The sequence below is a fragment of the Methylobacterium sp. J-068 genome, assembly GCF_022829445.1.
GTDB lineage: Bacteria > Pseudomonadota > Alphaproteobacteria > Rhizobiales > Beijerinckiaceae > Methylobacterium.
In genome coordinates this window covers 112,991-136,973 of record NZ_JAKSXY010000059.1, presented here as the reverse complement: position 1 = coordinate 136,973, position 23,983 = coordinate 112,991, and the positions used below count along the sequence as shown (strand labels likewise).

Genomic DNA, 23,983 nt, shown 5'->3' with positions numbered 1-23,983 from the left:
GAACTCCGGATCGCGCCTTGCCGGACGCCGCCCTCCGGGGCGGCGTCTCGCGGTTAGCGGTCGCGCAGGATCAGGCGGTCGCCGCGGACCTCGAAGGAGGCCAGCCGGTCGAGGAAGCTCATGCCGAGGAGGTTTTCGCGCAACGCGCCCGGGCGGCTCACCAGGGCGGGCACGCGCCGCTCGACGATGCTGCCGACCCGCAGGGTGTCGAGAAAGGCGGGGGCCGCCAGGGTGGTGCCGTTGGCGGTCGAGACACGGATGCTGAACTCGGATTCGGCCGGGCGGATGCCGAGGCCGGCCGCGTTCTCGGCCGTGAGGACGACGGAACTCGCACCGGTGTCGAACTGGAAGCCCTGCGATTGCCCGTTCACCTCCGCGCGCACGTGGAAGTCACCGTCCGAGCGCCGGGTGATCGTCACGCTGCCGTCCGAGCCCATGACGGCGCTGCCCGGCCGCACCGCCCCGAGCATTCTGTCGCCGAGGCTCCGGGCCTCGTCGCGGTAGGCGTAGCCCGCCACCAGCGCGGCCGCGAGGACGCCCCAGATCAGCAGCGCGGTGAGGTTCGCGCCCATCCGGTCCCGGAACTGGTGCCAGAATCCCGCCGCCAGGAGGGTGAGCAGCCCGGTGGTCATGGCGAGTTGCGCGAACTGGTCAGGCTCCATCCCGACGATGCGCTGCTCGCCGCCCGAGAGCAGCAGGACGAGGAGCGCGCCGCCCAGGATCAGGATCCCGGCGAGCCTCATGATTCGGCCGGCGCAGGCGCGCGCCTCGGGTAGGCGGCGCGCAGCCGGCCCTCCAGACCCCCCATCACCGCCCGGCGCTGGGCCTCCGACATCGAGCCCCACAGGGCGATCTCGTCGCGCGTGCGACCGCAGCCCTCGCACAGGCTCGTGACGGCGTCGAGGATGCAGAGCTTGGTGCAAGGGCTCGAGGGACTTGGGCTCGAGGGACTTGGGCTGGAGGGTTTGGGGCGAAGCTGGCTCATCGCCCCGATCCATGCCAGGGCGGCGGCGTCGGGATCAAGCCCGGCCGGCGTCGCGGAGTCGGATCAGGCCGGGATCGCCGCCACCAGGGCGAGCAGGGCGGCGATCTCCGCGCATTGCTGGGCGGCCCCCACCACGTCCCCGGTCTGGCCCCCGATGGCGCGGCGCGCCAGCGCGGTGACGCCCCAGGCGGCCAGCACGCTCATGGCGAGCATCAGCGCACCGCCGAGTGGCGCAAGCCCGAAGGCGAGGCCGAGCAGCGTCAGCATCAGCGCCAGCGCCCCGGCCGTGACCAGGGTCCGCCGGCCCGGTCGGCCGACGGCGGCGCCGGCCCCGTCGGCGCGGGCGGGCGCCAGCAGGGCCAACGGGGCCAGGGCGGCGCTGCGCGAGAGGGTGGCGGCGAGCACCAGCGCGATGGCGGCCAGGCCCCCGACGCGATCGAGGAGAGTCGCCAGGGCGCCGATCCGCAGGGCGAGCGACAGCACGAGCGCGACCCCGCCATAGGCGCCGATGCGGCTGTCGCGCATGATCTCCAGGCGCCGGGCCGGCGTCGCGCCGCCGCCGAACCCGTCCGCCACGTCGGCGAGCCCGTCCTCGTGCAGGGCGCCGGTGATCAGGATTCCGGCGGTCAGCGCCAGGGTCGCGGCGAGGAAGGGTCCGAGGCCGAGGCCCCAGGCGCCGAGCAGCGTGACCGCGCCCGGCAAGCCGAGGATCAGGCCGGCCAGCGGCAGCATCCGGGGCAGGGTGCGAAAGTCCGGCACGGCGTGCGGGTCGCCCTCGCCGGGCAGTCGCGGCACCGGCAGCCGCGAGTAGAAGCGCAGGCACCCGGCGAGATCGTAGGCGAGGGCCGCGCCCGGAAAGGCCGGATCGGCCTCCTCGTGCTCGGGGGTCTCCTGTTGCTTAGGGGTCTCCCGCATCGCGAACCCGCCCGCCTTCACCACCCGTGCCCGGCCCGTTATAGCTCCGGCGACGGGCGGCCCGCCATCCTGGCGACGGGGCCGGCCACCGGAATGACCGCATGACCGACTCGATCCAGCCCGACGCGGCCTCGCCCTTCGACGACATCCGCCGCCTGATCGCCTCCCTGCCGGGTCCGGACCGGGACGCGGTGGCGATGGTGGCCGAGCGCGACGCCACCCTGACCAAGCCCGCCGGTTCGCTGGGGCGCCTGGAGCACCTCGTCTCCTGGCTCGCCGCCTGGCAGGGCAAGGGCCAACCCTCCCTCGACCGCCCGCTGGTCTGCGTCTTCGCCGGCAGCCACGGCGTCACCGCGCGCGGCGTCTCGGCCTTTCCGGCGGCGGTGAACCGCCAGATGCTCGACAATTTCGCGGCCGGCGGCGGGGCGATCAACCAGATCTGCGCCGCCTACGGCCTCGGCTTCAAGGTGTTCGACCTCGCCATCGACATGCCCACCGGCGACATCACGGTCGGGCCCGCCTTCGACGAGAAGGCCTGCGTCGCCACCATGGCGTTCGGCATGGAGGCGGTGGCCGCCGGCACCGATTGCCTCGCGCTCGGCGAGATGGGCATCGGCAACACCACCGTGGCGGCGGCGATCTACGCCGCGCTCTATGGGGGCGAGGCCGCGCACTGGGTCGGGCGCGGCACGGGCGTCGACGAGGCCGGGCTCGCCCGCAAGGTCGCGGCGGTGGAGGCGGCCCTGTCCCGCCATGCCGGGCACCTCGATGATCCCCTGGAGGTGCTGGCCCGCCTCGGCGGCCGCGAGATCGCCGCCATCGCGGGCGCGATCCTGGCCGCCCGGCTGCAGCGGGTGCCGGTGGTGCTCGACGGCTACGTCGCCACCGCCGCCGCCGCGATCCTGCACGCCCTCGACCCTTCGCTGCTGGATCATTGCCTCGCCGGCCACGTCTCTGCGGAGGGGGCCCACGCGGACGTGCTGGAGCGCCTCGGCCTCGTGCCGCTACTGGCGCTCGGCATGCGCCTCGGCGAGGCCTCGGGCGCCGCGCTGGCGCTGGGCCTCCTCAAGGGCGCCCTGGCCTGCCACCGCGACATGGCGACCTTCGCGCAGGCGGGAGTTTCGGGGAAAAGCTCGGAGTAGGCCGCCTCAGGCCAAATCCGGTTGCTCCCTTCGGGATGGCGGATCTGGGCTTCGCTCAGGCCGCGCGGGCGCGACGCTCCTGGACCGGGGCGGCGCCCTCGCCCGGCACCTCGATGGCCGGCAGGGTCTCCATCACCCGGCTCGCGGGGAAGATCACCACGACCTCGGTGCCCTCGCGCGGCTTCGACTTGAGCTGGAAGTTGCCGCCGTGCAGGTCCACGAGGCCCTTCACGATGGGCAGGCCGAGCCCCGAGCCCTGCTCGGCCGTCTTGATCGCCAGGGAGCCGCGCCCGAAGGACGACATCACCGTGCCGATCTCGTCCTCGGGAATGCCGGGGCCGCTGTCCTTGACGCTGACATATTGCCCGCCCGACGAGGTCCAGCCGACCTTGATGGTGATCTCGCCGCCCGGCGGCGTGAACTTCACGGCGTTCGACAGGAGGTTCAGCACGATCTGGCGCAAGGCCCGCTCGTCGGCCCAGAGCCGGGGCAGGGTCGCGTCCACGAATTCGTGGATCGTCTGGTTCTTGCCCCGCGCCCGAAGGCCCATCATGTGGCGGCACTCCTCCACGGCGTGGCCGAGCTGGACCGCCTCCTCGTTGAGTTCGTAGCGCCCGGCCTCGATCCGCGAGAGGTCGAGGATCTCGTTGATGAGGTTGAGGAGGTGCAGGCCGCTGTCGTGGATGTCGGCCGCGTATTCCTTGTACGAGGCCGCCACGTGGGCGCCGAACACCTCGTTCTTCATCACCTCGGAGAAGCCCAGGATCGCGTTGAGCGGCGTGCGCAGCTCGTGGCTCATGGTGGCGAGGAAGCGGGACTTGGCGAGGTTCGCCTCCTCGGCCCGGCGCCGGGCCTCGTCGGAATTGGCCTTGGCCTGCTCCAGTTCGCCGAAGATCGCGTCCTTCTCCGCCTGCGATTGCAGCGCCTCGACGGTGGCGGCGTAGACGCGGCGCGCCAGCCCCATGAAGAACACCTGCGCGCCGACCACCATGATCACCAGCATCATGGTGTGCATGTCCTGCGACACGGCGAGCAGCGACAGGGCGGCGATGCAGAGGGGCACCAGGGCCGCCACGGCGGCGGCAGGCAGGGTGGCGGCGAGCATGGTTGCCACGGCCGCCACGATGACGAGGCCGAACAGCACGAAGGTGCGCGCGCTCGAAGCGCCGACGAGCACCATCATGGCCCAGGCGGTGCTTTGGAGGAATTCGGCGGCCATGAAGGTGCGGCGCCAGCTCCGCACCGAGACCGCGGCCGGGTCCTGGGCCAGGAAGCGCCGCGTCAGCAGCTTGGCCAGCGTCACCGTGGACAGCAGGCAGAGGCCCCAGATCATCGCGATGACGGGCGGGACCCAGAGGGCGGCGATGCCCGCGATCGCGAGGCCGAGCAGGCCAAGCGGGATCACCGCGCCGGCGCGATACTGCGCGTAGGCCCGGATCAGCTCGTAGTCGAAGGCGCGTTCGAGCCCGCTGGTCGAGGTGAGCTTCTCGCGGGCCGAGCGCATGTCGCGCGCGACTTCGCGACGGCGCACCGACTCCTGCGCGGAGGGGCCACGGCCACGTTGGATCATCTCCGCAGTCAGGTCGGTCATCACCGTCTTGAGGATTCGGGGAGGCGTCGCGATCCTGAACGAACGGACCGCCGAGAGGCCGGGATACGACCCGCCCGAGAGTGATGCGGATATGTTAAGAACCGCCTGCCGAGATCCCGCGCATTGTCGGGGTTTCCGCAAGATTCGGGGGCCGTGAGCCTCCCCGGCGGACGTCGAATCCCGCGCGGGGATCGAAGACGTCCCGCATCGGTGTGCTGGCGCACATGGTTACGGATCGGCAACGATTAGCTTCGTTCCAAACTGCGCGTCTGGAGGCCGGGATGCTGAAACTCACCGTCAACGGAGTCGCCCACACGGTCGACGCCGATCCGGAGATGCCGCTGCTCTGGGCCCTGCGCGACCATCTCAACCAGACCGGCACGAAGTATGGCTGCGGCATCGCCCAGTGCGGCGCCTGCACCGTGCATCTCGACGGGCAGCCGGTGCGCGCTTGCCAGACCCGCATCGGCGATATCGGCGCGGCCAAGATCACCACGATCGAGGGGGTCTCCGGCAAGGTCGCGGACGCGGTGCGGAGCGCCTGGCGCGGTCTCGACGTGGTCCAGTGCGGCTATTGCCAGTCCGGTCAGATCATGTCGGCGATCGGTCTCCTGTCCGAGAACGCGAAGCCGACGGATGCCGACATCGACGGCGCCATGGACGGCAATGTCTGCCGGTGCGGCACCTATCAGCGCATCCGCGCCGCGATCCACGAGGCGGCGCGCAGCCTCGCTTGAGCGTTCGCCGCGTCCCTCGATCCTCCCCCGATTTCGCGTCTGAACTGGAGCCCCCCATGCTGAAGGTCCGTCAGGCCACGCCGCCCGTGCCCTCCCGCCGCGCTTTCCTCGGCGGCGCCACCGTGGCCGCCGGAGCCCTCGTGGTCGGCTTCACCCTCGATCCGGCGAAGTTCGCCCGCGCCGCCGCCGGGCCCGACCTGTCCGCCCTGCCGGCCGCGCCCAACGCCTTCGTGCGCATCGCCGCCGACGACACCGTGACGGTGGTGATCAAGCATCTGGACATGGGCCAGGGCAACACGACGGGCCTCGCCACCATCCTGGCCGACGAGCTCGACGCGGACTGGGCCACGGTGCGCACCACCTTCGCGCCGGCCGACGCCACCCTCTACAACAACTTCGCCTTCGGCCCCGTGCAGGGCACCGGCGGCTCCACGGCCATCGCCAATTCCTGGGTCCAGCTGCGCAAGGCGGGGGCCGCCGCCCGTGCCATGCTGGTCGCGGCGGCCGCCGAAAGCTGGGCGGTGCCGGCCTCCGAGATCACGGTCGAATCCGGCACCGTGCGGCACGCCGCCTCGAACCGGCAGGCCCGGTTCGGCGAACTCGCCGAGGCCGCCGCCGCGCAGCCCGTCCCGCAGGAGCCGCGCCTCAAGGACCCGAGCCAGTTCAAGCTGATCGGCGGCAAGGTCCCGCGCGTGGATTCGGTGGCCAAGACCGACGGCACGGCGATCTATTCCCTCGATATCCGCCGTCCCGGCCAGGTGACGGCGGTGGTCGCCCATTCGCCGCGCTTCGGCGGCACCGTGAAGAGCGTGGACGACAAGGCGGCCCGCGCGGTCGCGGGCGTCGTCGACGTGGTGACGATCCCGACCGGCGTCGCCGTGCTCGCCCGGGACACCTGGTCGGCGATGAAGGGCCGCGAGGCCCTGCGCGTGACCTGGGACGACAGCGCGGCCGAGACCCGCTCGTCCGACGCGATCCTGGCCGATCATCGCAAGCGCCTCGACACGCCCGGCCTCGTTGCCGCGAAGAAGGGTGACGCCGCCGGCGCCATCGCGGGGTCGGCCAAGGTGCTGGAGGCCGAGTTCACCTTCCCCTACCTCGCCCACGCGGCGATGGAGCCCCTGAACGCCACCATCGAGCGGGCGGCGGACGGGAGCTACGACGTCTTCGCCGGGTGCCAGCTGCACACCATCGAGCAGGCGGTCGTGGCCGCCAATCTCGGCGTCACCACGGACAAGGTCCGCCTGCACACCCAATGGGCCGGCGGCTCCTTCGGCCGGCGCGCGACGCCCGGCGCCGACTACTTCGCCGAGACCGCCTCGATCGTGCGCGCCACGGGCGGCAAGGCGCCGGTCCACCTCGTCTGGACCCGCGAGGACGACATGGCCGGCGGCTTCTACCGGCCGATGGTGGTGCATCGTCTCCGCGCCGGCCTCGACGCCAAGGGCGCGATCACGGGCTGGGAGCACCGGACCATCGGCAAGTCGATCATGATCGGCACCGCCTTCGAGACCATGATCGTGAAGGACGGCGTCGACGCGACCACCGTCGAGGGCGCCTCGGACACGCCCTACGCGCTGCCGGCCTACCGCTTCGAGGTCCACAATGCCCGCGAGGGCGTGCCGGTCCTGTGGTGGCGCTCGGTCGGCCACACCCACACCGCCCAGGCGATGGAGGTGTTCGTCGACGAACTCGCCCACGCGGCCGGCGCCGATCCGGTGGCCTACCGCCTCGGCCTGCTCGGGGGCGCGCCGCGCCTCTCCGCCACCCTGAGGCTCGCCGCCGAGAAGGCGGGCTGGGACCCGAAGAAGGCCGCCGAGAAGGGGCGCGGCCTCGGCGTCGCGGCCCACGAATCCTTCGGCTCCTACGTCGCCATGGTGGCCGACGTGACGGCCGAGGACGGCAAGGTGAAGGTCAACCGCGTCGTGGCGGCGGTGGATGTGGGCGTCGCCGTCAACCCGGACGTGATCCGCGCCCAGGTCGAGGGCGCGGTCGGCTTCGCCCTGTCCTCGGTCCTGCGCAACCGGATCACGCTGAGGGACGGCGTGGTGCAGGAGCGCAACTTCGATGCCTACGAGCCTACCCGCATGAGCGAGATGCCGGTGGTCGAGGTCCACATCGTCCCCTCCACCGCCGCCCCCACCGGCATCGGCGAGCCCGGTGTCCCGGTGCTGGCGCCGTCGATCTCCAACGCGATCTTCGCCGCAACGGGACAGCGCCTGCGCTCGCTGCCCCTCGATCTCGCCGGTCTCAAGGGGGCCTGAGCCGGAGCGACGACGCGGCCTCTCGTCGTCGCACGCGGGGGCGCCTAGATCGGAGGGCATCATGCTCTTCGAGACAGACCCCGCCGAGGCGCCTTCCGCCCAAACCCCCTTCGACGCCACCGTGGCGCGCCTGCGCGCCTGTCGGATCTGCCGTGACGCGCCCCTCTACGGCGCGCCGCTGCCGCAGGAGCCGCGCCCCATCGTCCAGGGGCTCGCCTCCGCCCGGCTCTGCGTGGCGAGCCAGGCCCCCGGCAACCGGGCCGACAAGAGCGGCATCCCGTTCATGGACCCCTCCGGCACCCGCCTGCGGGACTGGCTCGGCCTCGACGAGGCCGCGTTCTATGATGCGAGCCGGCTCGCCATTGTGCCCATGGGGGCGTGCTTTCCCGGCTACGACGCCAAGGGCGGCGACAAGCCTCCGCGGCGCGAATGCGCCGAACGCTGGCGGGTGGAGCTGTTCGCCGGATTGCCGAACCTCGACCTCATCCTGGTGATCGGCCAGTACGCGCAAGCCTGGCATCTCGGCCGCTCGAAGGCCGGGCTCACCGACACCGTCCGGCGCTGGCGCGAGGTCCTCGGGGCTCCGGGGCGCCCGCGCGTGTTGCCGCTGCCCCATCCCTCCTGGCGCAACAGCGGCTGGCTCAAGGCCAATCCCTGGTTCGAGGCCGAACTCCTGCCCGTGCTGAGGGCGGAGGTCGCGCGCGCGATGGCACCCCGTTGACAGGTCGCTCCTCACGCGTGATCGCTCGCGGCCGAACACGGAGAGTCCCATGACCGAGATGTCCGACCCGCGCGACCGCCTGATCGTCGCCCTCGACGTGGCGAGCGTGGACGAGGCGGAACGCCTCGTCGACCGGATCGGAGACGCGGCGACCTTCTACAAGATCGGCTACCGGCTCGCCTATGCGGGCGGACTGGCGCTGGTGCCGCGTCTGGCCGCCACCGGCCGCAAGGTGTTCCTCGACCTCAAGCTGCACGACATCGGCAACACCGTGGAGGAGGGCGTGCGCGCGCTGACCGACCTCGGCGCCACCTTCCTCACCGTCCACGCCTATCCGCAGACCATGCGGGCGGCGGTTCGGGGCCGTGGCGCGGACGGACCGAGGATCCTCGCCGTGACGGTGCTGACCTCCTACGACGATTCCGACGCGGCGGAGGCCGGCTACGCCCTGCCGGTGGCGGAGCTCGTGGCGCGCCGCGCCGCCCAGGCGGCGGAGATCGGCATCGACGGAATCGTCTGCAGCGCCGCCGAGGCGCAGAGCGTGCGGGGCCGGATCGGCCCGGACCGCGCCATCGTCACACCGGGCATCCGGCCCTCCGGCGCGGCGGCCGGCGACCAGAAGCGCGTGATGACGCCGGGCGAGGCGCGCCGGATCGGCATCGACCACGTGGTGGTCGGACGCCCGATCACGCAGGCGGCGGACCCGCGCGCGGTGGCGGCTGAGATCGTGCGGGAGATGGAAAACGTGGCGGAGGGGCGCTGAGCGCGGGCCGGATCAGGCCCGGCGGCGCAGGCTCCCGAGGAGGAACGCGATCATCGCCTCCAGGGGCGGCGCGGCGGCATCGGGGTAGTGACTCACCAGCCCGGGGTGGCAGTAGCGGATCACCGCCGTGTGGATGCAGGACGCCGCGAGGGGCGGGTCGGGGGCATCGAAATCGCCCGCCTCGACACCCTCGCGCACCAGGCGCTCGAACACCGAGCCGATCTGGTCGACATGGGCGCGGCAGACATCCCAGCTCTCCGTGATCGCCGCTTCCACCATCTCGTGCAGGCGGGGATTGGCGTTGCACCGCTCGACGCAGGCGTGATGCATCACCGTGATCACGTTGGCGATGCGCTCGGAGACGCCGAGGCCCGGCGCCCGCGCGGCCAGGGCCACGCGCCGCTCGGTATCGTCCATCAGCCGCTGGATCACCGCCTCGTGGATCGCCTTCTTCGACTCGAAGAAGCGGTACACGTTGGCGGGGCTCATCCGCAGGATCCTGGCGATGTCGGCGACGGTGGTCTTCTGGTAGCCGACGCTCCGGAACGCCTCCTCGGCCGTGGCGAGGATGCGGCAGCGGGTCGTCGGGGCCGCCTCGTCGGGGATGTCGCGGACAATGGCCGCCATATGGGTCATGGGCGCAAACTAGGCTGTCGCCCCGCCGAGGTCAAAAGCACGTCCGGGTCGGGGTGGGCGGACGGGCCTCAGGAGCCGAACTGCGATCCGAGTTGTTCCAGGTACTCGGCGAGATCGACGCCGCCGATGCGCTTGCCGTAATCGAAGCGCATGCCCTGCCGGATGTCGACGCTGCTGCTCTTCGTCGTCAGCGTGAACGGCTTGACGCAGATCCAGGCGCCGTCCCGGCGATGTTCGAAGAAGTTCAGGATCTCGTGCTTGGCCATGGTCGCCTCCCCGCTGTCTCGCTAGACAACGAGGCAAGGGCTCAACGGTTCACGAACAGTCGCGCTTTCGTTGCGGCAAGTGCAAGCGTGGCCGTAAGCCTTCGCCAATAGTGCGACGCGGCGATCCTATGTTGCGCCGCATTTGAGGTCCCGGTGTCGAGGCCGAGACGCCGAAGGGCCGTGGCCCTCCGGCGGGCCGCGCCCGGTCAGGCCGCGCTCTTCAGCGCGCCCGTGTTGTCGTGGAAGTCCGGGCCGTTGATCGTCCGGGTCACGTAGCCGTCACGGATCAGGTAGTCGCCGAAGCGCTCGCCGGGCTGCTTGTTCCGGGCATAGGCGGCGAAGAGCGGGTCGAGGATCGTCTTGATCTCGGTAGCGGTCACGTCCTCGGCGTAGAGCTTGCCGAGGCGCGAGCCGTCGAAGGCCGCGCCGAGATAGAGGTGGTAGCGCTCGGGCCCGCGCCCGACGAAGCCGATCTCGGCGATGAAGGGCCGGGCGCATCCGTTGGGGCAGCCGGTCATCCGGATGGTGATCTCGTCGTCCTGGAGCCCGTGGGACGCGAGGCTCGCCTCCAGCTCGTCCATCAGGCTCGGCAGGTAGCGCTCGCTCTCGGCGAGCGCCAGACCGCAGGTCGGCAGGGCGACGCAGGCCATGGAGTTGCGGCGCAGCGCACTGGCGCCCTTCGTCAGACCGTACTGGTCGACCAGCGCCTCGATCTCGGCCCGCTTCCCGGACGGCACGTTGGCGATGATGACGTTCTGGTTGCCGGTCAGGCGGAAGTCGCCCTCGTGGATCTCGGCGATCCGGCGCAGCCCGGTGAGCAGCTGCGCGCCGTTCTCGTAATCCTTGATCCGGCCGGAGGCCACGTAGAGGGTCAGGTGGTGGCGCCCGTCATCCCCCTCGGTCCAGCCGTAGCGGTCGCCGTTGCCCGTGAAAGCGAAGGGCTTCGGGTCGGCCAGCGGCTTGCCGACGCGCTTCTCGACCTCGGCCCGGAAGGCGGCCAAGCCGTAGCGCTCGATGGTATATTTCAGGCGCGCGTTCTTGCGGACCTTGCGGTTGCCCCAGTCGCGCTGGACCGTCATCACGGCCTCGGCCGCCTTCAGGGCGTCCTCGGGCTTGACGAAGCACATCACGTCGGCGGTGCGCGGGAAGGTGTCGGTCTCGCCGTGGGTCATGCCCATGCCGCCGCCGACCGTGACGTTCCAGCCCGTGACCTTCCCCTTCTTGTCGAGGATGGCGATGAAGCCGAGGTCGTGGGCGAAGATGTCGACCTCGTTCGAGGGGGGCACCGCCACCACGGTCTTGAATTTCCGCGGCAGGTAGGTTTTGCCGTAGACGGGCTCGACCTCGGCCGCGTCCTCGCCGCCGACCACGCGCTCGCCGTCGAGCCAGATCTCGCGCCAGGCGCTGGTCTTGGGCAGGAGCGAATCCGAGATGTCCTTGGCGAGCTGGTAGGCGGCCTTGTGCGCGCCGGTCTGGGCCGGGTTCGTCGCCGCCATCACGTTGCGGTTCACGTCGCCGCAGGCCGCGATGGTGTCGAGCAGCGTCGCGTCGATGGCCGCCATCGTGCGCTTGAGGTTCGACTTGATCACGCCGTGATACTGGAAGGTCTGGCGCGTGGTCGCGCGCAGCGCCCCTCCCGCATAGGTGGTGGCGATCTCGTCCAGCGCCAGCCACTGCTTCGGCGTGACGACGCCGCCGGCGATGCGCAGGCGGATCATGAAGCTGAAGGCCTTCTCGAGCTTCTTCTTGGTGCGCTCGGCCCGGATGTCGCGGTCGTCCTGCAGGTACATCCCGTGGAACTTCACCAATTGCCCGTCATCCTCCGAGATCGCGCCGGTGGCGTGCTTCAGGAGGCCGTCGGCCAGCGTGCCGCGCAGGTAGCCGCTGGCGATCTTGATGTGCTCGTTGGCGGCGAGCCCGGCCGCGCGCGCGGCTTCCGCCTCGGAGATCGGGCGGTCGGTGGGTGGGGTCTCGTAGGTGCGGGGCGGGGTCTGCTCGGCCATGGCGGGATTCCGGTCTTCTCGAGTTTGTCTGGTGCCTTGGGTGCGCGTCCCTCTCCCCTCTGCGGGAGAGGGTGGCCCGCGTAGCGGGTCGGGTGAGGGGAGCGCCGGGTCCGGAGAGGTCGTCCCCTCTCCCGCCTGCTCCGCAGGCACCCTCCCCCGCATAGGGGGGAGGGTTCAGTTCGCCCCTAATACACGTCCTGCTGATAGCGATGGGCGCGCTCCAGTGCCGCGACCGCCGCCTCGGCGTCGGAATCGCTCAAGGATTTCACGGTGGCGTAGGCGCGCACGACGGCGTTGCGCACGTCCTTGGCCATCCGGGTGGCGTCGCCGCAGACGTAGAAGCTGGCGCCGCCGTCGAGCCAGGCCACCACTTCCTTGGCGTGATGCGCGATCCGGTCCTGGACGTAGATCTTCTCGGGCTGGTCGCGCGAGAAGGCGACGTCGATCTGCGTCAGCGAGCCGTCCTCCAGGGCCTCCTGCCATTCGAGCTGGTAGAGGAAGTCGTGGGTGAAGTGGCGGTCGCCGAAGAACAGCCAGGAGCGGCCGGGGGCCTCGAGCGCGCGGCGCTCCTGCACGAAGGCGCGGAACGGGGCAACGCCGGTGCCGGGGCCGACCATGATGATATCGGTGGCCGCATCCTGCGGCAGGCGGAAGTGGCGGTTCGGCTTCAGCTTCACCCGCAGCTTGGCGCCGTTCCGGATCCGGTCGGCGACATGCGTGGAGGCGACGCCGGTGCGGGCCCGGCCGTGGGTCTCGTAGCGCACCGCCGCGATCACGAGGTGGACCTCGTCGCCGACCTCTTTTCGCGATGAGGCGATCGAGTAGGCCCTGGGGGGAAGGGGCCGGGTGATGGTGTTGAGGTGCTCGGCCGTGACCGTGGCCGGGAAGCTCTGGATGAGGTCGATGAGGTGTCGGCCCTCGATCCAGGCCTTGGCCTCGCCGCTGTCGATGAGTTTCTGTGCGTCCGTGTGGCCCGTCGCCTTGGCGAAGCGCTCCACGGTGGTGGCCGACAGGGTCGTGATGTCGCGCTCGGAGAGCAGGGCTCGGCGCAGGGCCGCGTCGCCGGCGAGGCCGGTGGCGGCCAGGATCTCGTCGACCAGGGACGGGTCGTTCTCCGGGTAGATCTCCAGCGAATCGCCGGGCTCGTAGGCGGGCGCCCCGTCCTCGAATTCCAGCGCGAGGTGAATGGTCTCCTTGTCGGAGCGTGAGGAGTTCAGGTTCACGTGATCGATGACCTCGACCACCCGGGGCTCGCGGCTCGGCTCGGCCTCGTCGTCCTCGTCGCCGGCGGCGCGGGCGGCGAAATCCACCGCCACCACGTTGTCGGCGCTCGGCGGGGGGCTGAGGGCCTTCAGGGTGTCCTTGATCCAGGCGGCGGCCGGCGTCTCGAAGTCGAGGTCGAGGTCGGCGCGCGCGTGGGCGCGGGTGCCGCCCAATGCCTCGAGGCGCGCATCGATCGCCTTACCGATGGCGCAGAACTCGGCGTAGGAGGTGTCGCCGAGGGACAGGACGCCGAACGTCACGCCGTCGAGGCGCGGGGCGGCCTCGCTCATCAACTCGTTGTAGGCGCGCACCGCGCGGGCCGGCGGTTCGCCCTCGCCCCAGGTCGCCGCGATGACGACGACGCGCTTCTCTTTGGCGAGGCTGGCGATCTCCAGTTCGGCGAAATCCACCACCTTCGGCTTGAAGCCGTTCTTGCGGGCGAGCTTGGCCATGTTGCCGGCCAGCGTCTCGCAGTTTCCGGATTCGCTGGCGAACAGGATGGTCAGCGGCTCGGCGGCCTTCGGGGGAGCTGCCGGAACGGCGGCCGCCTGGGGGGCGCCGCCGGCGTCAAGGCCCGCGAGGAAGCCCGCGAGCCAGGCGCGCTGGATCGGGGTCGCGGCGCCGAGGACGGCGTCGAGGCTCGCGCGTTCGGTGTCGCCGAAGGGAGCCGTGCGGGGGAGAATCGCGTGTCGTGCCATGTGGGAAGCCATGTCGTCCTGAGAGGTCGGCTGTCAACGGGGTTGTCCGTTTTACAGAACGACGTCACGGTAGAAGGAGGTGACTGCGTGTGCAGTGCAAAAGAGAATTCTATTCTCCGGCGACCACCGACAGCGTCGGCGTGAAGCGTCCGTTGGCGGGCGGGGCCGGAAGGGGCAGGGCAGTGGTGGACTTGACCTTTTCCATCGCGAAACGGGAGGTCACGTTCTTGAGCGGCAGGGTCGCGATGAGGTGCTTATAGAACGTATCGTAGGCGCGCATATCGGCGACGACGACGCGGAGCATGTAATCCACGTCTCCGGCCATGCGGTAGAATTCCAGCACCTCCGGCATCGCCGAGACGGTCTCGGCGAAGCGTTCCAGCCATTCGCGGGAGTGATCGGCCGTCTCGATGGAGACGAACACCGTGAGGCCGAGGCCGAGCTTCACCGGATCGAGGACGGCCACGCGCCGGTCGATGACGCCGTCGGCCTCGAGCCGCTGGATGCGCTTCCAGCACGGTGTCTGCGACAGGCCGACCTTCTCGCCGATCGTGGCGATGGACAGGGTGGCGTCGTGCTGCAGCAGCGCCAGGATCTTCAGGTCGATCGAATCCAAAGCGGGCCTCGCGTCGTTCGTGAGCCGTTGCGGCCGTGCGGAGCGGCACGGGGCGTTGGCCCGATGGAAAAGGAATTTTCTTCGCTCGGCAACGGATTCGCGGCCGAGGCCGTTGCCGGGACGTCGTGCCTGTGGCTGGGGGTTGCCCCTCGGGGATGACCGCCATGCCTTGACAGCGTTCGTTATAGCGAACATTTCAGGTTTCAGACAAGCCACATCGGCCAGCCTCCTTCGCAAAGTCCCCATCGCAAAGCTTCTCATGACCTCTCACCTGGAAAACGCGGCGCTGGAGAACGCGGCGCATGCCCTGGCGTCGGCGATGGCCGGCCTGGACCTCAAGGGCCGGATCGGGCTCATCGAGGCCACGGTCCCGGGTCGCCTCGTCTTCACCACGAGCCTCGGCATCGAGGATCAGGCGCTCACCCACGCGCTGGCCATGCACAAGGGCCGGACCGAGATCGTCACCCTCGACACGGGCCGTCTCTACCCCGAGACCTACGACACCTGGACCGAGACCGAATCCGCCTACGGCATCCGCATCCGCGCCTACGCCCCGGAGCGCGAGGCCGAGGAGCGATTCGTCGCCGAGGAGGGCATCAACGGCTTTCGCCACTCGGTCGCCGCGCGGCAGGCCTGCTGCGGCTTCCGCAAGGTCGAGCCCCTCGGCCGCGCGCTCGCTGGCGCCGCCGGCTGGCTCACGGGCCTGCGGGCCGGGCAATCGGCCAACCGGGCCGACACGCCGCTGGCGGAGGCCGACGAGGCGCGCGGACTGATCAAGATCAACCCGCTGGCGGACTGGACCCGCGCCGACGTCGACCGCTTCGTCGCCGAGAACTACGTCCCCTACAACGTGCTGCACGATCGCGGCTTTCCCTCGATCGGCTGCGCCCCCTGCACCCGCGCGGTCCGGGTCGGCGAGGACGAGCGCGCCGGCCGCTGGTGGTGGGAGCAGGCCTCCAAGAAGGAGTGCGGCCTGCACGTCCATGCGCCCGAGGAGACCGTCGCGCCCGGACAGGAAGCGGCCGCCTTCGAGACCACGAAACACGCGAAATCCCTGGAGATGGCCCGATGAGCGCCGCACCCCTCACCACCCACGCGGCGAGCCGGTCCGAACGGCTCACCCACCTGCAACGCCTGGAGGCCGAGAGCATCCACATCATGCGGGAGACGGTCGCCGAGACCGAGAACCCGGTGATGCTCTACTCGATCGGCAAGGATTCCTCCGTGCTGCTGCACCTGGCGCTCAAGGCGTTCGCGCCGGGCCGCCTGCCGTTCCCCCTGATGCACATCGACACGACCTGGAAGTTCCGGGAGATGATCGCCTTCCGCGATCAGCGGGCGAAGGAACTCGGGCTCGACCTCATCGTCCACACCAACCAGGAAGGGCTGGCGCGCGGCATCGGTCCGATCAGCCACGGCTCGGAAGTCCACACCGACGTGATGAAGACGCAGGCGCTGCGTCAGGCGCTGGACAAGCACAAGTTCGACGCGGCCTTCGGCGGCGCCCGCCGCGACGAGGAGGCGTCCCGCGCCAAGGAGCGCATCGTCTCCCTGCGCACGGCCCAGCACCGCTGGGACCCCAAGCGCCAGCGGGCCGAGCCCTGGCACGTCTACAACATGCGCAAGAAGCGCGGCGAGTCGCTGCGGGTGTTCCCGCTCTCGAACTGGACCGAACTCGACGTCTGGCTCTACATCGAGCAGGAGCGGATTCCGATCGTGCCGCTCTACTTCGCCAAGCCCCGCCCGGTGGTCGAGCGCGAGGGCCAGCTCATCATGGTCGACGACGAGCGCCTGCCGCTCGAGCCCGGCGAGGCGCCGAAGGAGCTGTCGGTCCGCTTCCGCACGCTCGGCGACTACCCCCTCACCGGAGCCGTCGAGAGCGGCGCCGCCACCCTGCCGGAGATCATCGGCGAGACCCTGGCCGCCCGGACCTCGGAGCGCCAGGGCCGCGTGATCGACAAGGACGGGGCCGGCGCCATGGAGCGCAAGAAGCAGGAGGGCTATTTCTAAGATGACGATCCATCAGGCACCCCAGTCCTTCGGCTACGACGACTTCCTGACCGCGCACCAGAACAAGGAAGTCCTGCGCTTCATCACCTGCGGCTCCGTCGACGACGGCAAGTCGACGCTGATCGGCCGTCTCCTGCACGACACCAAGCAGATCTTCGACGATCAGGTGACGGCGCTCCAGCGCGATTCGCGCAAGCACGGCACGCAAGGGGCCGAGATCGACCTCGCCCTCCTCGTGGACGGCCTCCAGGCCGAGCGCGAGCAGGGCATCACCATCGACGTCGCCTACCGCTTCTTCTCCACGGACAAGCGCTCCTTCATCGTGGCCGACACCCCCGGCCACGAGCAGTACACCCGCAACATGGCCACCGGCGCCTCCACGGCCGACGTGGCGGTGATCCTGGTCGATGCGCGCCAGGGCCTGACCCGCCAGACCCGGCGCCACGCCTTGCTGGTCTCGCTGCTGGGCATCCGGCGCATCGCCCTCGCGGTGAATAAGATGGACCTCGTCGGCTGGTCCGAGACCCGCTTCGAGGAGTTGCTCGCCGCCTTCGACGCCTTCGCGGCGCCGCTCGGCTTCACCGAGGTGCGGGCGATCCCGCTCTCGGCCAAGAACGGCGACAACGTCGTGCTGCCGGGCGCCGCCGCGCCCTGGTACACGGGCACGCCCCTGCTGCAGTACCTCGAAGAGGTGCCGGTGCGCGTCGAGGAGCAGGCCGCGCCGTTCCGCATGGCGGTGCAGTGGGTCAACCGCCCGAATTCCGAGTTCCGGGGTTTCGCCGGCCTCATCGCCAGCGGCCGCGTGGCGCCGGGCGACGCCGTGATCGTCGAGCCCTCGGGCCGCACCTCGAAGATCGCCCGCATCTTCACCGCGGATGGCGACCTGCCCCACGCGGTCGAGGGCCAGTCGGTCACGCTGGTCCTCGCCGACGAGATCGACGCCTCGCGCGGTTCGGTGATCGTCACGGCGGAGGCGCCGATGCGCGTCACCGACAGCATCGACGCCCGCCTGTTCTGGGCCGCCGAGACCGATCTGATGCCCGGCGCCACGCTGCTGGCCAAGATCGGCACCGTCACGGTCAACGCCGTGGTGTCGTCGATCCGCACCCGCATCGATCCCGAGACGGGCAAGGCCGAACCGGCCGCCCGCCTCACCGCCAACGACATCGCCGACGTCACCCTGACCCTCGACCGCGCCGTGGCGGTGGACGCCTACACCGCCAACCGCGACACGGGCGGCTTCATCCTGATCGACCGCGAGACCACCGACACGGCGGCCCTCGGCCTGATCCATGCCGACGCTTCGGCGACCCCGGCCAGGGACGAGCCGGCGGAGGTGCGCGAGAAGCGCTCGGGCGGCGGCTTCCTGTCGAAGCTGCGCTGGGTCTTCGGCGGCATCTGACGAGCCGGCCCGGTCTCGCCCCGAACCGGGGCGGGCCGGATCGGGGATCGAAGCGAGAACGCCGGCCCGATTTCCTTCGGGCCGGCGTTCTTCGCGTTCCTCACGGGGCCGGCATCGGCGCTCGGCCCTACGCCTCGACCCCGAGTTCGGCGCCGAAGCGCTCGGCCACGTAGGCGGCGAGGTCGAAGGTGTCGTCCGGCACCTGGAACATGAAGCGCTCGGCGATCTGCGTGACCAGGATGTCCGGCATGGTGCGCTCGACGTAGCGCCAGTCGATCGAGGTCGACCAGATGAAATGCACCTCGCGGAACGTCTCCGCGAGCATGATCGTCCACATCGACGGCGCGAAGTGCGAGTAGGAATCGCCGAACAGGACGAGGCGGCGCGGGTCGGCCTCCGGTGAGGCGTTCCGGTAGATCACGTGCGCGCCGACATGCAGGGTCTCGATCGCATGCATCGCCTCCCGCTTCTCGACGATGGGGCTCGCGTAGTGCCGCACCGCGTCGCGCCGAAGATCGTAGAAGCGCGCGGATTCCGATTGCGGCGGCACCATCTGGCCGCCGAGGTCGCCCTGGAACGCCTGCTCCACGAAGGGGCGCTCGGGCATGTCCTCCCGCGCCACGGCGCCGAGGGACTGGCACAGGGTCCGGTAGGCCAGCATGCGCCCCGCGAAGGACCAGTGGCTGTCGGTGCGGAAGTAAAGATCCTCGCTCCGGCTCCTGCGGCGGAAGGCGTCCACCAGATCGACGCAGGCGCGGCGGACGAGCGGATGCCAGATCAGGCTCTGGCGCAGGCGGAGCGCGGGCGACAGGCGCTGGTCGATCTCCAGTCCCTTCAGCCGATGGTCGTAGACCGTCAGCTTCTCGGGCACGATCACGTGCTGGTAGGTGGTGCCGAGGCTGTCGCAGCGCCGGGCGCGGGCGATGAGCAGGGCTTTCCAGTCCAGGAGCCGCTGCTTCATGGCCGGGCTGTCACTGAACTGTCCGATAACGTTGTTGCTGCCCGCCGTCAGAAACAGCCAGCCGTCGCGCCCCTCGTGAATGAAGGCCGCCAACTCATCGGGCATCCATGATCCTCTCCCAACCTGAAATCGTGCGCGGCAGCGCTTAACGCGACGTCGGTCCACCAGCAACCGAGCGCAAGCCCCCCGTGCGAATCGGGGCGCGCCGCCCACGGAGCCTGTATCTTGCCCCGAGACACGCGCATCACTAGGGTCCGCGCGCCTCGCGGGCAGAATGATCGCCAAGAATGATCACTCCGTTTCCGCCCGTGCCCTCGTTTCCCGTTCGTGCCTACGTTTCCGTCCGTGCCGTCGCGGACCGATCATCAGGAGCATCCCACCATGGGCTTTCTGGCCGACGCCTTGTCCCGCGTGAAGCCGTCCGCGACCATCGCGATGACGCAGAAGGCGCGCGAGCTGAAAGCGCAGGGCATGGACGTGATCAGCCTCTCGGTCGGGGAGCCTGATTTCGACACGCCCCAGCACATCAAGGATGCCGCCATCGAGGCCATCCGCCGGGGCGAGACCAAGTACCCGCCGGTCTCCGGCATCGTGCCCCTGCGCGAGGCGATCGCAAGGAAGTTCAAGCGCGAGAACGGGCTCGACTACAAGCCCTCGCAGACCATCGTCGGCACCGGCGGCAAGCACGTCATCTACAATGCCCTGCTCGCCACCCTGAACCCCGGCGACGAGGTGGTGATCCCGCGTCCCTACTGGGTCTCCTACCCCGAGATGGTGGTGCTGTGCGGCGGCACCCCGGTCTTCGCCGAGACCGACATGGCGCACGACTTCAAGCTCCAGCCGGAGGAGCTGGAGCGGGTGATCACGCCCAAGACCAAGTGGATCATCCTCAACTCGCCCTCGAACCCCTCGGGCGCGGCCTACGCGCATGCCGAATTGAAGAAGATCACCGACGTGCTGATGCGCCACCCCCACGTCTGGGTGCTCACCGACGACATGTACGAGCACCTGACCTACGGCGACTTCGCCTTCGTGACGCCGGCCCAGATCGAGCCCGGCCTCTACGAGCGCACGCTGACGATGAACGGCGTCTCCAAGGCCTACGCGATGACGGGCTGGCGCATCGGCTACGCGGCCGGTCCGGAGCACCTGATCAAGGCCATGGACTTCGTCCAGGGCCAGCAGACCTCGGGCGCCTCGACGATCTCGCAATGGGCGGCGGTGGCCGCCCTCGAGGGGACGCAGGCGCATCTGGCCGAGTTCCGCGCGGCCTTCCAGACCCGGCGCGACCTCGTGGTCTCGATGCTGAACCAGACCAACGGCCTGAAGTGCCCGACGCCGGAGGGGGCCTTCTACGTCTACCCGTCCTGCGCCGAGACCATCGGGCGCAAGGCGCCCAGCGGCAAGGTCATCCAGACCGACGAGGATTTCGTGGTCGAGCTGCTCCAGGCCGAAGGGGTCGCTGCCGTCCATGGCTCGGCCTTCGGTCTGGGCCCGAACCTGCGCATCTCCTACGCGACCTCGAACGCCGCGCTGGAGGAAGCCTGCACCCGCATCCAGCGCTTCTGCGGCTCGCTGAGCTGAGGCGCCGGCCGGAACCGAAGACGCCCGGCCCGCTTCACAACGACCGCCCCCGAGTCTCGGGCGCGGTCGTTTCCCGTTTGGGAGGGACATGCGCCATGACGACGATCGCCATCCTGGCCGCCGGTGCCATGGGCAGCGCCATCGCGGCCCGCCTCACGCAGAACGGTGCCGAGGTCCTCACCGTCCTCGAGGGGCGCAGCCCCGCCACCCGCGCGCGGGCGGCGGCCGCCGGCATGGTCGAGACCGACCTCGCGGGCCTGATGCGGGCCGATCTCCTTCTCTCCATCGTGCCGCCGGCGGACGCGGCATCCCTCGCGGAGCGTCTGGCGCCGGCGCTCGCGGCGGCGGAGCGCAAGCCCGCCTATGCCGATTGCAACGCGGTCGACGTCGAGACCGTGCGGGCAATCGCGGACCGCATCGCGCCGACCGGCGCGGTCTTCCTCGATGCCGCGATCATCGGCCTGCCGCCGCAGCCCGGTACGAAGGGACCCCGTCTCCACGTCGCCGGCGCGGAGGCGGAGGCGATGCTGGACCTCACCCGGTACGGCCTCGACATCCGCCCGATGGCGGCCGGCATCGGCGCCGCCTCCGCGCTGAAGATGTCCTATTCGGGCATCAACAAGGGCCTCACGGCGCTGGCGGCCCTGATGGTGCTCGCCGCCGAACGGGCGGGGGCCGGCGAGGCCCTGCGGGCGGAACTGGCCGAGAACGAGCCCCACCTGTTCGCCCGCTTCGGCTCCCGGCTGCCCGACATGCTCCCGAAGGCCCGGCGCTGGGTCGCCGAGATGGGCGAGATCGGCGCCTTCCTGGGGGACGACGCGGCGGGACGGCAGGTCTTTTCCGGAATCGCGGACCTCTATGCGCGCCTCTCGGCCGAGGAGGGAGCGGACGAGGCCGCGATCCTGCGGGCCTTCGCCGAGGCGTGCGGATCGTCGCAGCCGGGGTGAGGCGGCCGATGTCGGTTGCCGGCGAGAGGCCCGCCGCCTACATCGAGCGTCCCTGACGCCGAGGCGTCCGATGGTTTCGCGAACCCTCTCGGACTTGGCATGGCGGCGGGGCTTGTCGTGACGGGGCGGTGCGGACCAGTTCTCTGCGCGGTTTCCTGTGAGGCCTAGTGGGCCGGGTCGCGGCAGGTGCGTCACGGGCGCGGGGAACAGGAACCGCCGCCGTGGCGCATGGCCCACCTCGAAAGTGTCCCGGCCAATCGTCGCCGCCGATCACGTTCCCGTGTCGAACCGGGACGAAGCGCGGCCGTGGCGCTGGGCCGATCATTAACGCTCGTGGGCAAGTGTAGGCGGTGACCGGGGAACCGGTCGCGTGCCACCGCGTAGTTTCGGGCCTGAATACGATGAGACGCCTCCTCACCGGTGGCATCAAGGCGATCCTCGCGGTCGCCGCGCTTTCCACCGCCGCCCATTGGGTCATGCGCGTCCAGCGCGAGCCCACCGCCTCGTCCCGCGTCCTGGCGGACCTCGCCGACCCCGTGACCACGGGATCGATCACCCCGCGAAAGCTGGACGCGATCCCGGCCGTCCTGACCGAGCCCGACGTCACGAAGGGCCTCGATCAGCGCCGCCTCTCGGAACTCTTCGCCGGTACCGCGTCCGACAAGGCGAAGGTGCAGAAGGCGGTCGCCAGGCGCTGAGTTCGGCCCGTTTTCGGCGGCGGGCGCATGCGGCGGAGCGGCCCCCGCGCCAGGGTGCGTTCTCGCCCGGCCCCGGAACCGCTCCGGCTCCGGGGGGTTGGTGGGCATACCCCGCAACGCGACAGGAGGCGCCGCATGGCCGCTCTCGATATGGCCAATCCAGGTCTGCCGATCCCCGAGCCGCTTCCGGGTGGCATTCCGGGCGATCTTCCGACCCCGCCCACACCCGACGAGCAACCGGATATCGGCCCCACAGGGCCGCGCACGCCCTACCCGGTCAACGATCCGGGCATCGACGAGCCGACCGGTCCCGGTTCGGAACCCGATTATCTGCCCGGGGGCCCAACCGATCCGGGCGTCCGCATGTAGGGGATCAATGGTCGCCGTGCGACGCGCGCACGTCGCGCGGCGCGCTGAGGATCTCGGAGAGGCTCGTCACCACGTGGCGGGCCTCTTCGTCCGTCAAGCGCAGCTGGAACGGCGGCAGCGCGCCCGCCTGCAGCGCCACCACGGGTTGGCCCTGCTCGTCGGTCCCGACCTCGATCGCCGAGGAGGTCACGTCCAGCATCGCGATCTCCTCGTCGCTCAGGTCGTCCGGCAGGTCCCCGTCGTCCGGCTCGTCGATGGCGGTGAGGAGCTGACCGACGGCGCGCACGAGGGCGCGCGCCGCGCGCGCGTCCATCACCACCGCCGTCGCCTGATCGTCCTTCTGGAACGACAGCTGAATGTTCGCGCCTTCGAGGGAAACCGAGATGCCCGCCATGGATCGCCTAAATGCCTGCTCAGGAACCCTTATATGCGGTCGGGGCGTTAAAGAACACAGGGGCGGGCGGCCTCGGCGCGCCGCCTCGCGCCCGTTCGATCGGATCGGACGCCTTGTTGCGGCCGCATGATCGGACTACATGTCTTATCAGCGGGCATCGGTGAACGGAGCGCTTGTATCGTCAAGCTTCTCACGTCCTGCTGATTCCGTCAGGCCAACCGAAGAGGATCCGCAGCTGTTCGCGAGTCATCGCTGGCTGTTGGTCGACGAACGATACGAGGATCTATTTCGTGAATACCGGCACTGTTAAGTGGTTCAACGAGACCAAGGGCTACGGCTTCATTCAGCCTGACGACGGCGGCAAGGATGTGTTCGTTCACATCTCCGCTGTCGAGCGCGCTGGCATGCGCAACCTCATCGAAGGTCAGAAGGTCTCCTACGAGATCCAGACCGACAAGCGCAGCGGCAAGGACTCGGCTGGTAACCTCCAGGCGGCCTGACGCTTCCGGCGCCAGCCTTCGGGCTGGCGTCCCCCGACAGGCCTTTCGCGAGGCCGATCCGCCGCTGGCGACCGATACCCGTTCGGGGAGAACGGGCCGACGAAACCGGCAATCCTTTCACACCAACGATTCGAGCCCGCAGGGGCCTGCACATCCAAGTCTTTGAAAGTACATAAGAAAAATATGTTGTTTGAATATACCCGGCGCCGCGGCGCCCGCTCGCCCATCACGGATGCGGCGACATTCAAGGTCGGCCGTCTGAAGCGCACGATGTCTCAAGAGGCCAAATCTCACGAGGCCATGGGCCGTGAGATCGATACCATCGACCTCAGCCACCTGATCGACACCTCCTACAACTATCACTCACCGCGCGAACTGCGCTGGCATCTGGCCGAGCGTTTCGGCATGGCCCCCGAGGCCGTCGCCCTGCGCGAGCACGCGTGAGCCCCTGGTGCCGGAGTGCCTGAGCGCGACGGCACCGCATCCCCCGTAAATTTCGCTGGACCCGGCACGCAGGT

At 70.2% G+C, this 23,983-nt stretch carries 25 protein-coding genes; 14 read left to right on the top strand and 11 right to left on the bottom strand.

Translation table 11 applies throughout. The features are described 5' to 3' along the window. Positions 1-53: 53 nt before the first annotated feature. The 3 genes from MKK54_RS06855 to cobS form a co-directional block, all read right to left on the bottom strand. A complete protein-coding gene (locus MKK54_RS06855) occupies positions 54-743 on the bottom strand; it encodes a TIGR02281 family clan AA aspartic protease (protein WP_244010037.1) in 690 nt (229 codons plus the stop codon). Continuing rightward, positions 740-985 carry a DUF1289 domain-containing protein gene (locus MKK54_RS06850; protein WP_244010036.1) on the bottom strand — a complete coding sequence of 82 codons (246 nt, stop codon included), beginning with the start codon at positions 983-985 and terminating at the stop codon, positions 740-742. The genes MKK54_RS06855 and MKK54_RS06850 overlap by 4 nt, the downstream gene beginning before the upstream one ends. A gap of 63 nt (positions 986-1,048) precedes the next feature. Beyond that, positions 1,049-1,900, bottom strand: a complete 852-nt coding sequence (cobS, locus tag MKK54_RS06845) for an adenosylcobinamide-GDP ribazoletransferase (protein WP_244010035.1) — start codon at positions 1,898-1,900, stop codon at positions 1,049-1,051. Between the two features lie 101 nt (positions 1,901-2,001). Between cobS and cobT the strand changes: the two genes are divergently transcribed. Next, entirely contained in the window at positions 2,002-3,042 is a 1,041-nt protein-coding gene (gene cobT / locus MKK54_RS06840; RefSeq protein ID WP_244010034.1) for a nicotinate-nucleotide--dimethylbenzimidazole phosphoribosyltransferase, read from the top strand. A 55-nt stretch (positions 3,043-3,097) separates the two neighbouring features. On the opposite strand, the gene MKK54_RS06835 is transcribed toward cobT, so the two are convergent. After that, positions 3,098-4,633 (bottom strand): sensor histidine kinase, encoded by a 1,536-nt coding sequence (locus tag MKK54_RS06835; protein ID WP_244010033.1) that lies wholly within the window; start codon positions 4,631-4,633, stop codon positions 3,098-3,100. Between the two features lie 281 nt (positions 4,634-4,914). Between MKK54_RS06835 and MKK54_RS06830 the strand changes: the two genes are divergently transcribed. The 4 genes from MKK54_RS06830 (at position 4,915) to pyrF (ending at position 9,118) form a co-directional block, all read left to right on the top strand. Next, positions 4,915-5,370 carry a (2Fe-2S)-binding protein gene (locus MKK54_RS06830; protein WP_244010032.1) on the top strand — a complete coding sequence of 152 codons (456 nt, stop codon included), beginning with the start codon at positions 4,915-4,917 and terminating at the stop codon, positions 5,368-5,370. A 56-nt stretch (positions 5,371-5,426) separates the two neighbouring features. Beyond that, positions 5,427-7,634 carry a xanthine dehydrogenase family protein molybdopterin-binding subunit gene (locus tag MKK54_RS06825; protein ID WP_244010031.1) on the top strand — a complete coding sequence of 736 codons (2,208 nt, stop codon included), beginning with the start codon at positions 5,427-5,429 and terminating at the stop codon, positions 7,632-7,634. A gap of 61 nt (positions 7,635-7,695) precedes the next feature. After that, positions 7,696-8,355 carry a uracil-DNA glycosylase family protein gene (locus MKK54_RS06820; protein ID WP_244010030.1) on the top strand — a complete coding sequence of 220 codons (660 nt, stop codon included), beginning with the start codon at positions 7,696-7,698 and terminating at the stop codon, positions 8,353-8,355. A gap of 49 nt (positions 8,356-8,404) precedes the next feature. Then, entirely contained in the window at positions 8,405-9,118 is a 714-nt protein-coding gene (pyrF, locus tag MKK54_RS06815) for an orotidine-5'-phosphate decarboxylase (protein WP_244010029.1), read from the top strand. Between the two features lie 12 nt (positions 9,119-9,130). On the opposite strand, the gene MKK54_RS06810 is transcribed toward pyrF, so the two are convergent. The 5 genes from MKK54_RS06810 to MKK54_RS06790 form a co-directional block, all read right to left on the bottom strand. Next, positions 9,131-9,745, bottom strand: coding sequence for a TetR/AcrR family transcriptional regulator (locus MKK54_RS06810; RefSeq protein WP_244010028.1), 615 nt, complete (start codon positions 9,743-9,745; stop codon positions 9,131-9,133). Positions 9,746-9,822: 77 nt separating this feature from the next. Further along, the gene (locus tag MKK54_RS06805; RefSeq protein ID WP_056477244.1) at positions 9,823-10,020 is read right to left on the bottom strand and encodes a hypothetical protein; all 198 of its coding nucleotides are present in this window, start codon (positions 10,018-10,020) and stop codon (positions 9,823-9,825) included. A 206-nt stretch (positions 10,021-10,226) separates the two neighbouring features. Next, positions 10,227-12,023 carry an NADPH-dependent assimilatory sulfite reductase hemoprotein subunit gene (locus tag MKK54_RS06800; protein ID WP_244010027.1) on the bottom strand — a complete coding sequence of 599 codons (1,797 nt, stop codon included), beginning with the start codon at positions 12,021-12,023 and terminating at the stop codon, positions 10,227-10,229. Between the two features lie 185 nt (positions 12,024-12,208). Next, positions 12,209-13,984: a sulfite reductase flavoprotein subunit alpha gene (locus tag MKK54_RS06795; RefSeq protein ID WP_244010026.1), complete on the bottom strand. Its 1,776-nt coding sequence runs from the start codon at positions 13,982-13,984 to the stop codon at positions 12,209-12,211. Between the two features lie 109 nt (positions 13,985-14,093). Continuing rightward, positions 14,094-14,600 (bottom strand): Lrp/AsnC family transcriptional regulator, encoded by a 507-nt coding sequence (locus MKK54_RS06790; RefSeq protein ID WP_056185002.1) that lies wholly within the window; start codon positions 14,598-14,600, stop codon positions 14,094-14,096. A gap of 259 nt (positions 14,601-14,859) precedes the next feature. Between MKK54_RS06790 and MKK54_RS06785 the strand changes: the two genes are divergently transcribed. From MKK54_RS06785 to cysN, 3 genes are read left to right on the top strand one after another with little or no spacing between them, the layout of a single operon-like run. Then, positions 14,860-15,672, top strand: coding sequence for a phosphoadenylyl-sulfate reductase (locus MKK54_RS06785; RefSeq protein ID WP_244010025.1), 813 nt, complete (start codon positions 14,860-14,862; stop codon positions 15,670-15,672). Then, the gene (gene cysD, locus MKK54_RS06780) at positions 15,669-16,610 is read left to right on the top strand and encodes a sulfate adenylyltransferase subunit CysD (protein ID WP_244010024.1); all 942 of its coding nucleotides are present in this window, start codon (positions 15,669-15,671) and stop codon (positions 16,608-16,610) included. Before MKK54_RS06785 ends, cysD begins: the two co-directional genes overlap by 4 nt. 1 nt (position 16,611) lies before the next feature. Then, positions 16,612-18,012, top strand: coding sequence for a sulfate adenylyltransferase subunit CysN (gene cysN / locus MKK54_RS06775; protein WP_244010023.1), 1,401 nt, complete (start codon positions 16,612-16,614; stop codon positions 18,010-18,012). Positions 18,013-18,139: 127 nt separating this feature from the next. Here cysN and MKK54_RS06770 read toward each other — a convergent pair whose 3' ends face one another. Further along, positions 18,140-19,078: an alginate O-acetyltransferase AlgX-related protein gene (locus MKK54_RS06770; protein WP_244010022.1), complete on the bottom strand. Its 939-nt coding sequence runs from the start codon at positions 19,076-19,078 to the stop codon at positions 18,140-18,142. 276 nt (positions 19,079-19,354) lie between these two features. Here MKK54_RS06770 and MKK54_RS06765 point away from each other — a divergent pair, with 276 nt between their 5' ends. The 4 genes from MKK54_RS06765 (at position 19,355) to MKK54_RS06750 (ending at position 22,571) form a co-directional block, all read left to right on the top strand. Then, a complete protein-coding gene (locus MKK54_RS06765) occupies positions 19,355-20,557 on the top strand; it encodes a pyridoxal phosphate-dependent aminotransferase (protein ID WP_244010021.1) in 1,203 nt (400 codons plus the stop codon). 95 nt (positions 20,558-20,652) lie between these two features. Then, positions 20,653-21,504 (top strand): NAD(P)-dependent oxidoreductase, encoded by an 852-nt coding sequence (locus MKK54_RS06760; RefSeq protein ID WP_244010020.1) that lies wholly within the window; start codon positions 20,653-20,655, stop codon positions 21,502-21,504. Between the two features lie 401 nt (positions 21,505-21,905). Beyond that, positions 21,906-22,202, top strand: a complete 297-nt coding sequence (locus tag MKK54_RS06755) for a hypothetical protein (RefSeq protein WP_244010019.1) — start codon at positions 21,906-21,908, stop codon at positions 22,200-22,202. Between the two features lie 150 nt (positions 22,203-22,352). Next, positions 22,353-22,571: a hypothetical protein gene (locus MKK54_RS06750; protein WP_244010144.1), complete on the top strand. Its 219-nt coding sequence runs from the start codon at positions 22,353-22,355 to the stop codon at positions 22,569-22,571. Positions 22,572-22,575: 4 nt separating this feature from the next. On the opposite strand, the gene MKK54_RS06745 is transcribed toward MKK54_RS06750, so the two are convergent. After that, positions 22,576-22,965, bottom strand: coding sequence for a hypothetical protein (locus tag MKK54_RS06745; protein WP_244010018.1), 390 nt, complete (start codon positions 22,963-22,965; stop codon positions 22,576-22,578). A 290-nt stretch (positions 22,966-23,255) separates the two neighbouring features. On the opposite strand from MKK54_RS06745, the gene MKK54_RS06740 reads away from it, so the two are divergent. Continuing rightward, positions 23,256-23,465 (top strand): cold-shock protein, encoded by a 210-nt coding sequence (locus MKK54_RS06740; RefSeq protein WP_026175704.1) that lies wholly within the window; start codon positions 23,256-23,258, stop codon positions 23,463-23,465. 183 nt (positions 23,466-23,648) lie between these two features. Next, entirely contained in the window at positions 23,649-23,909 is a 261-nt protein-coding gene (locus MKK54_RS06735; RefSeq protein WP_244010017.1) for an AsnC family transcriptional regulator, read from the top strand. The last annotated feature ends 74 nt before the right edge of the window (positions 23,910-23,983 follow it).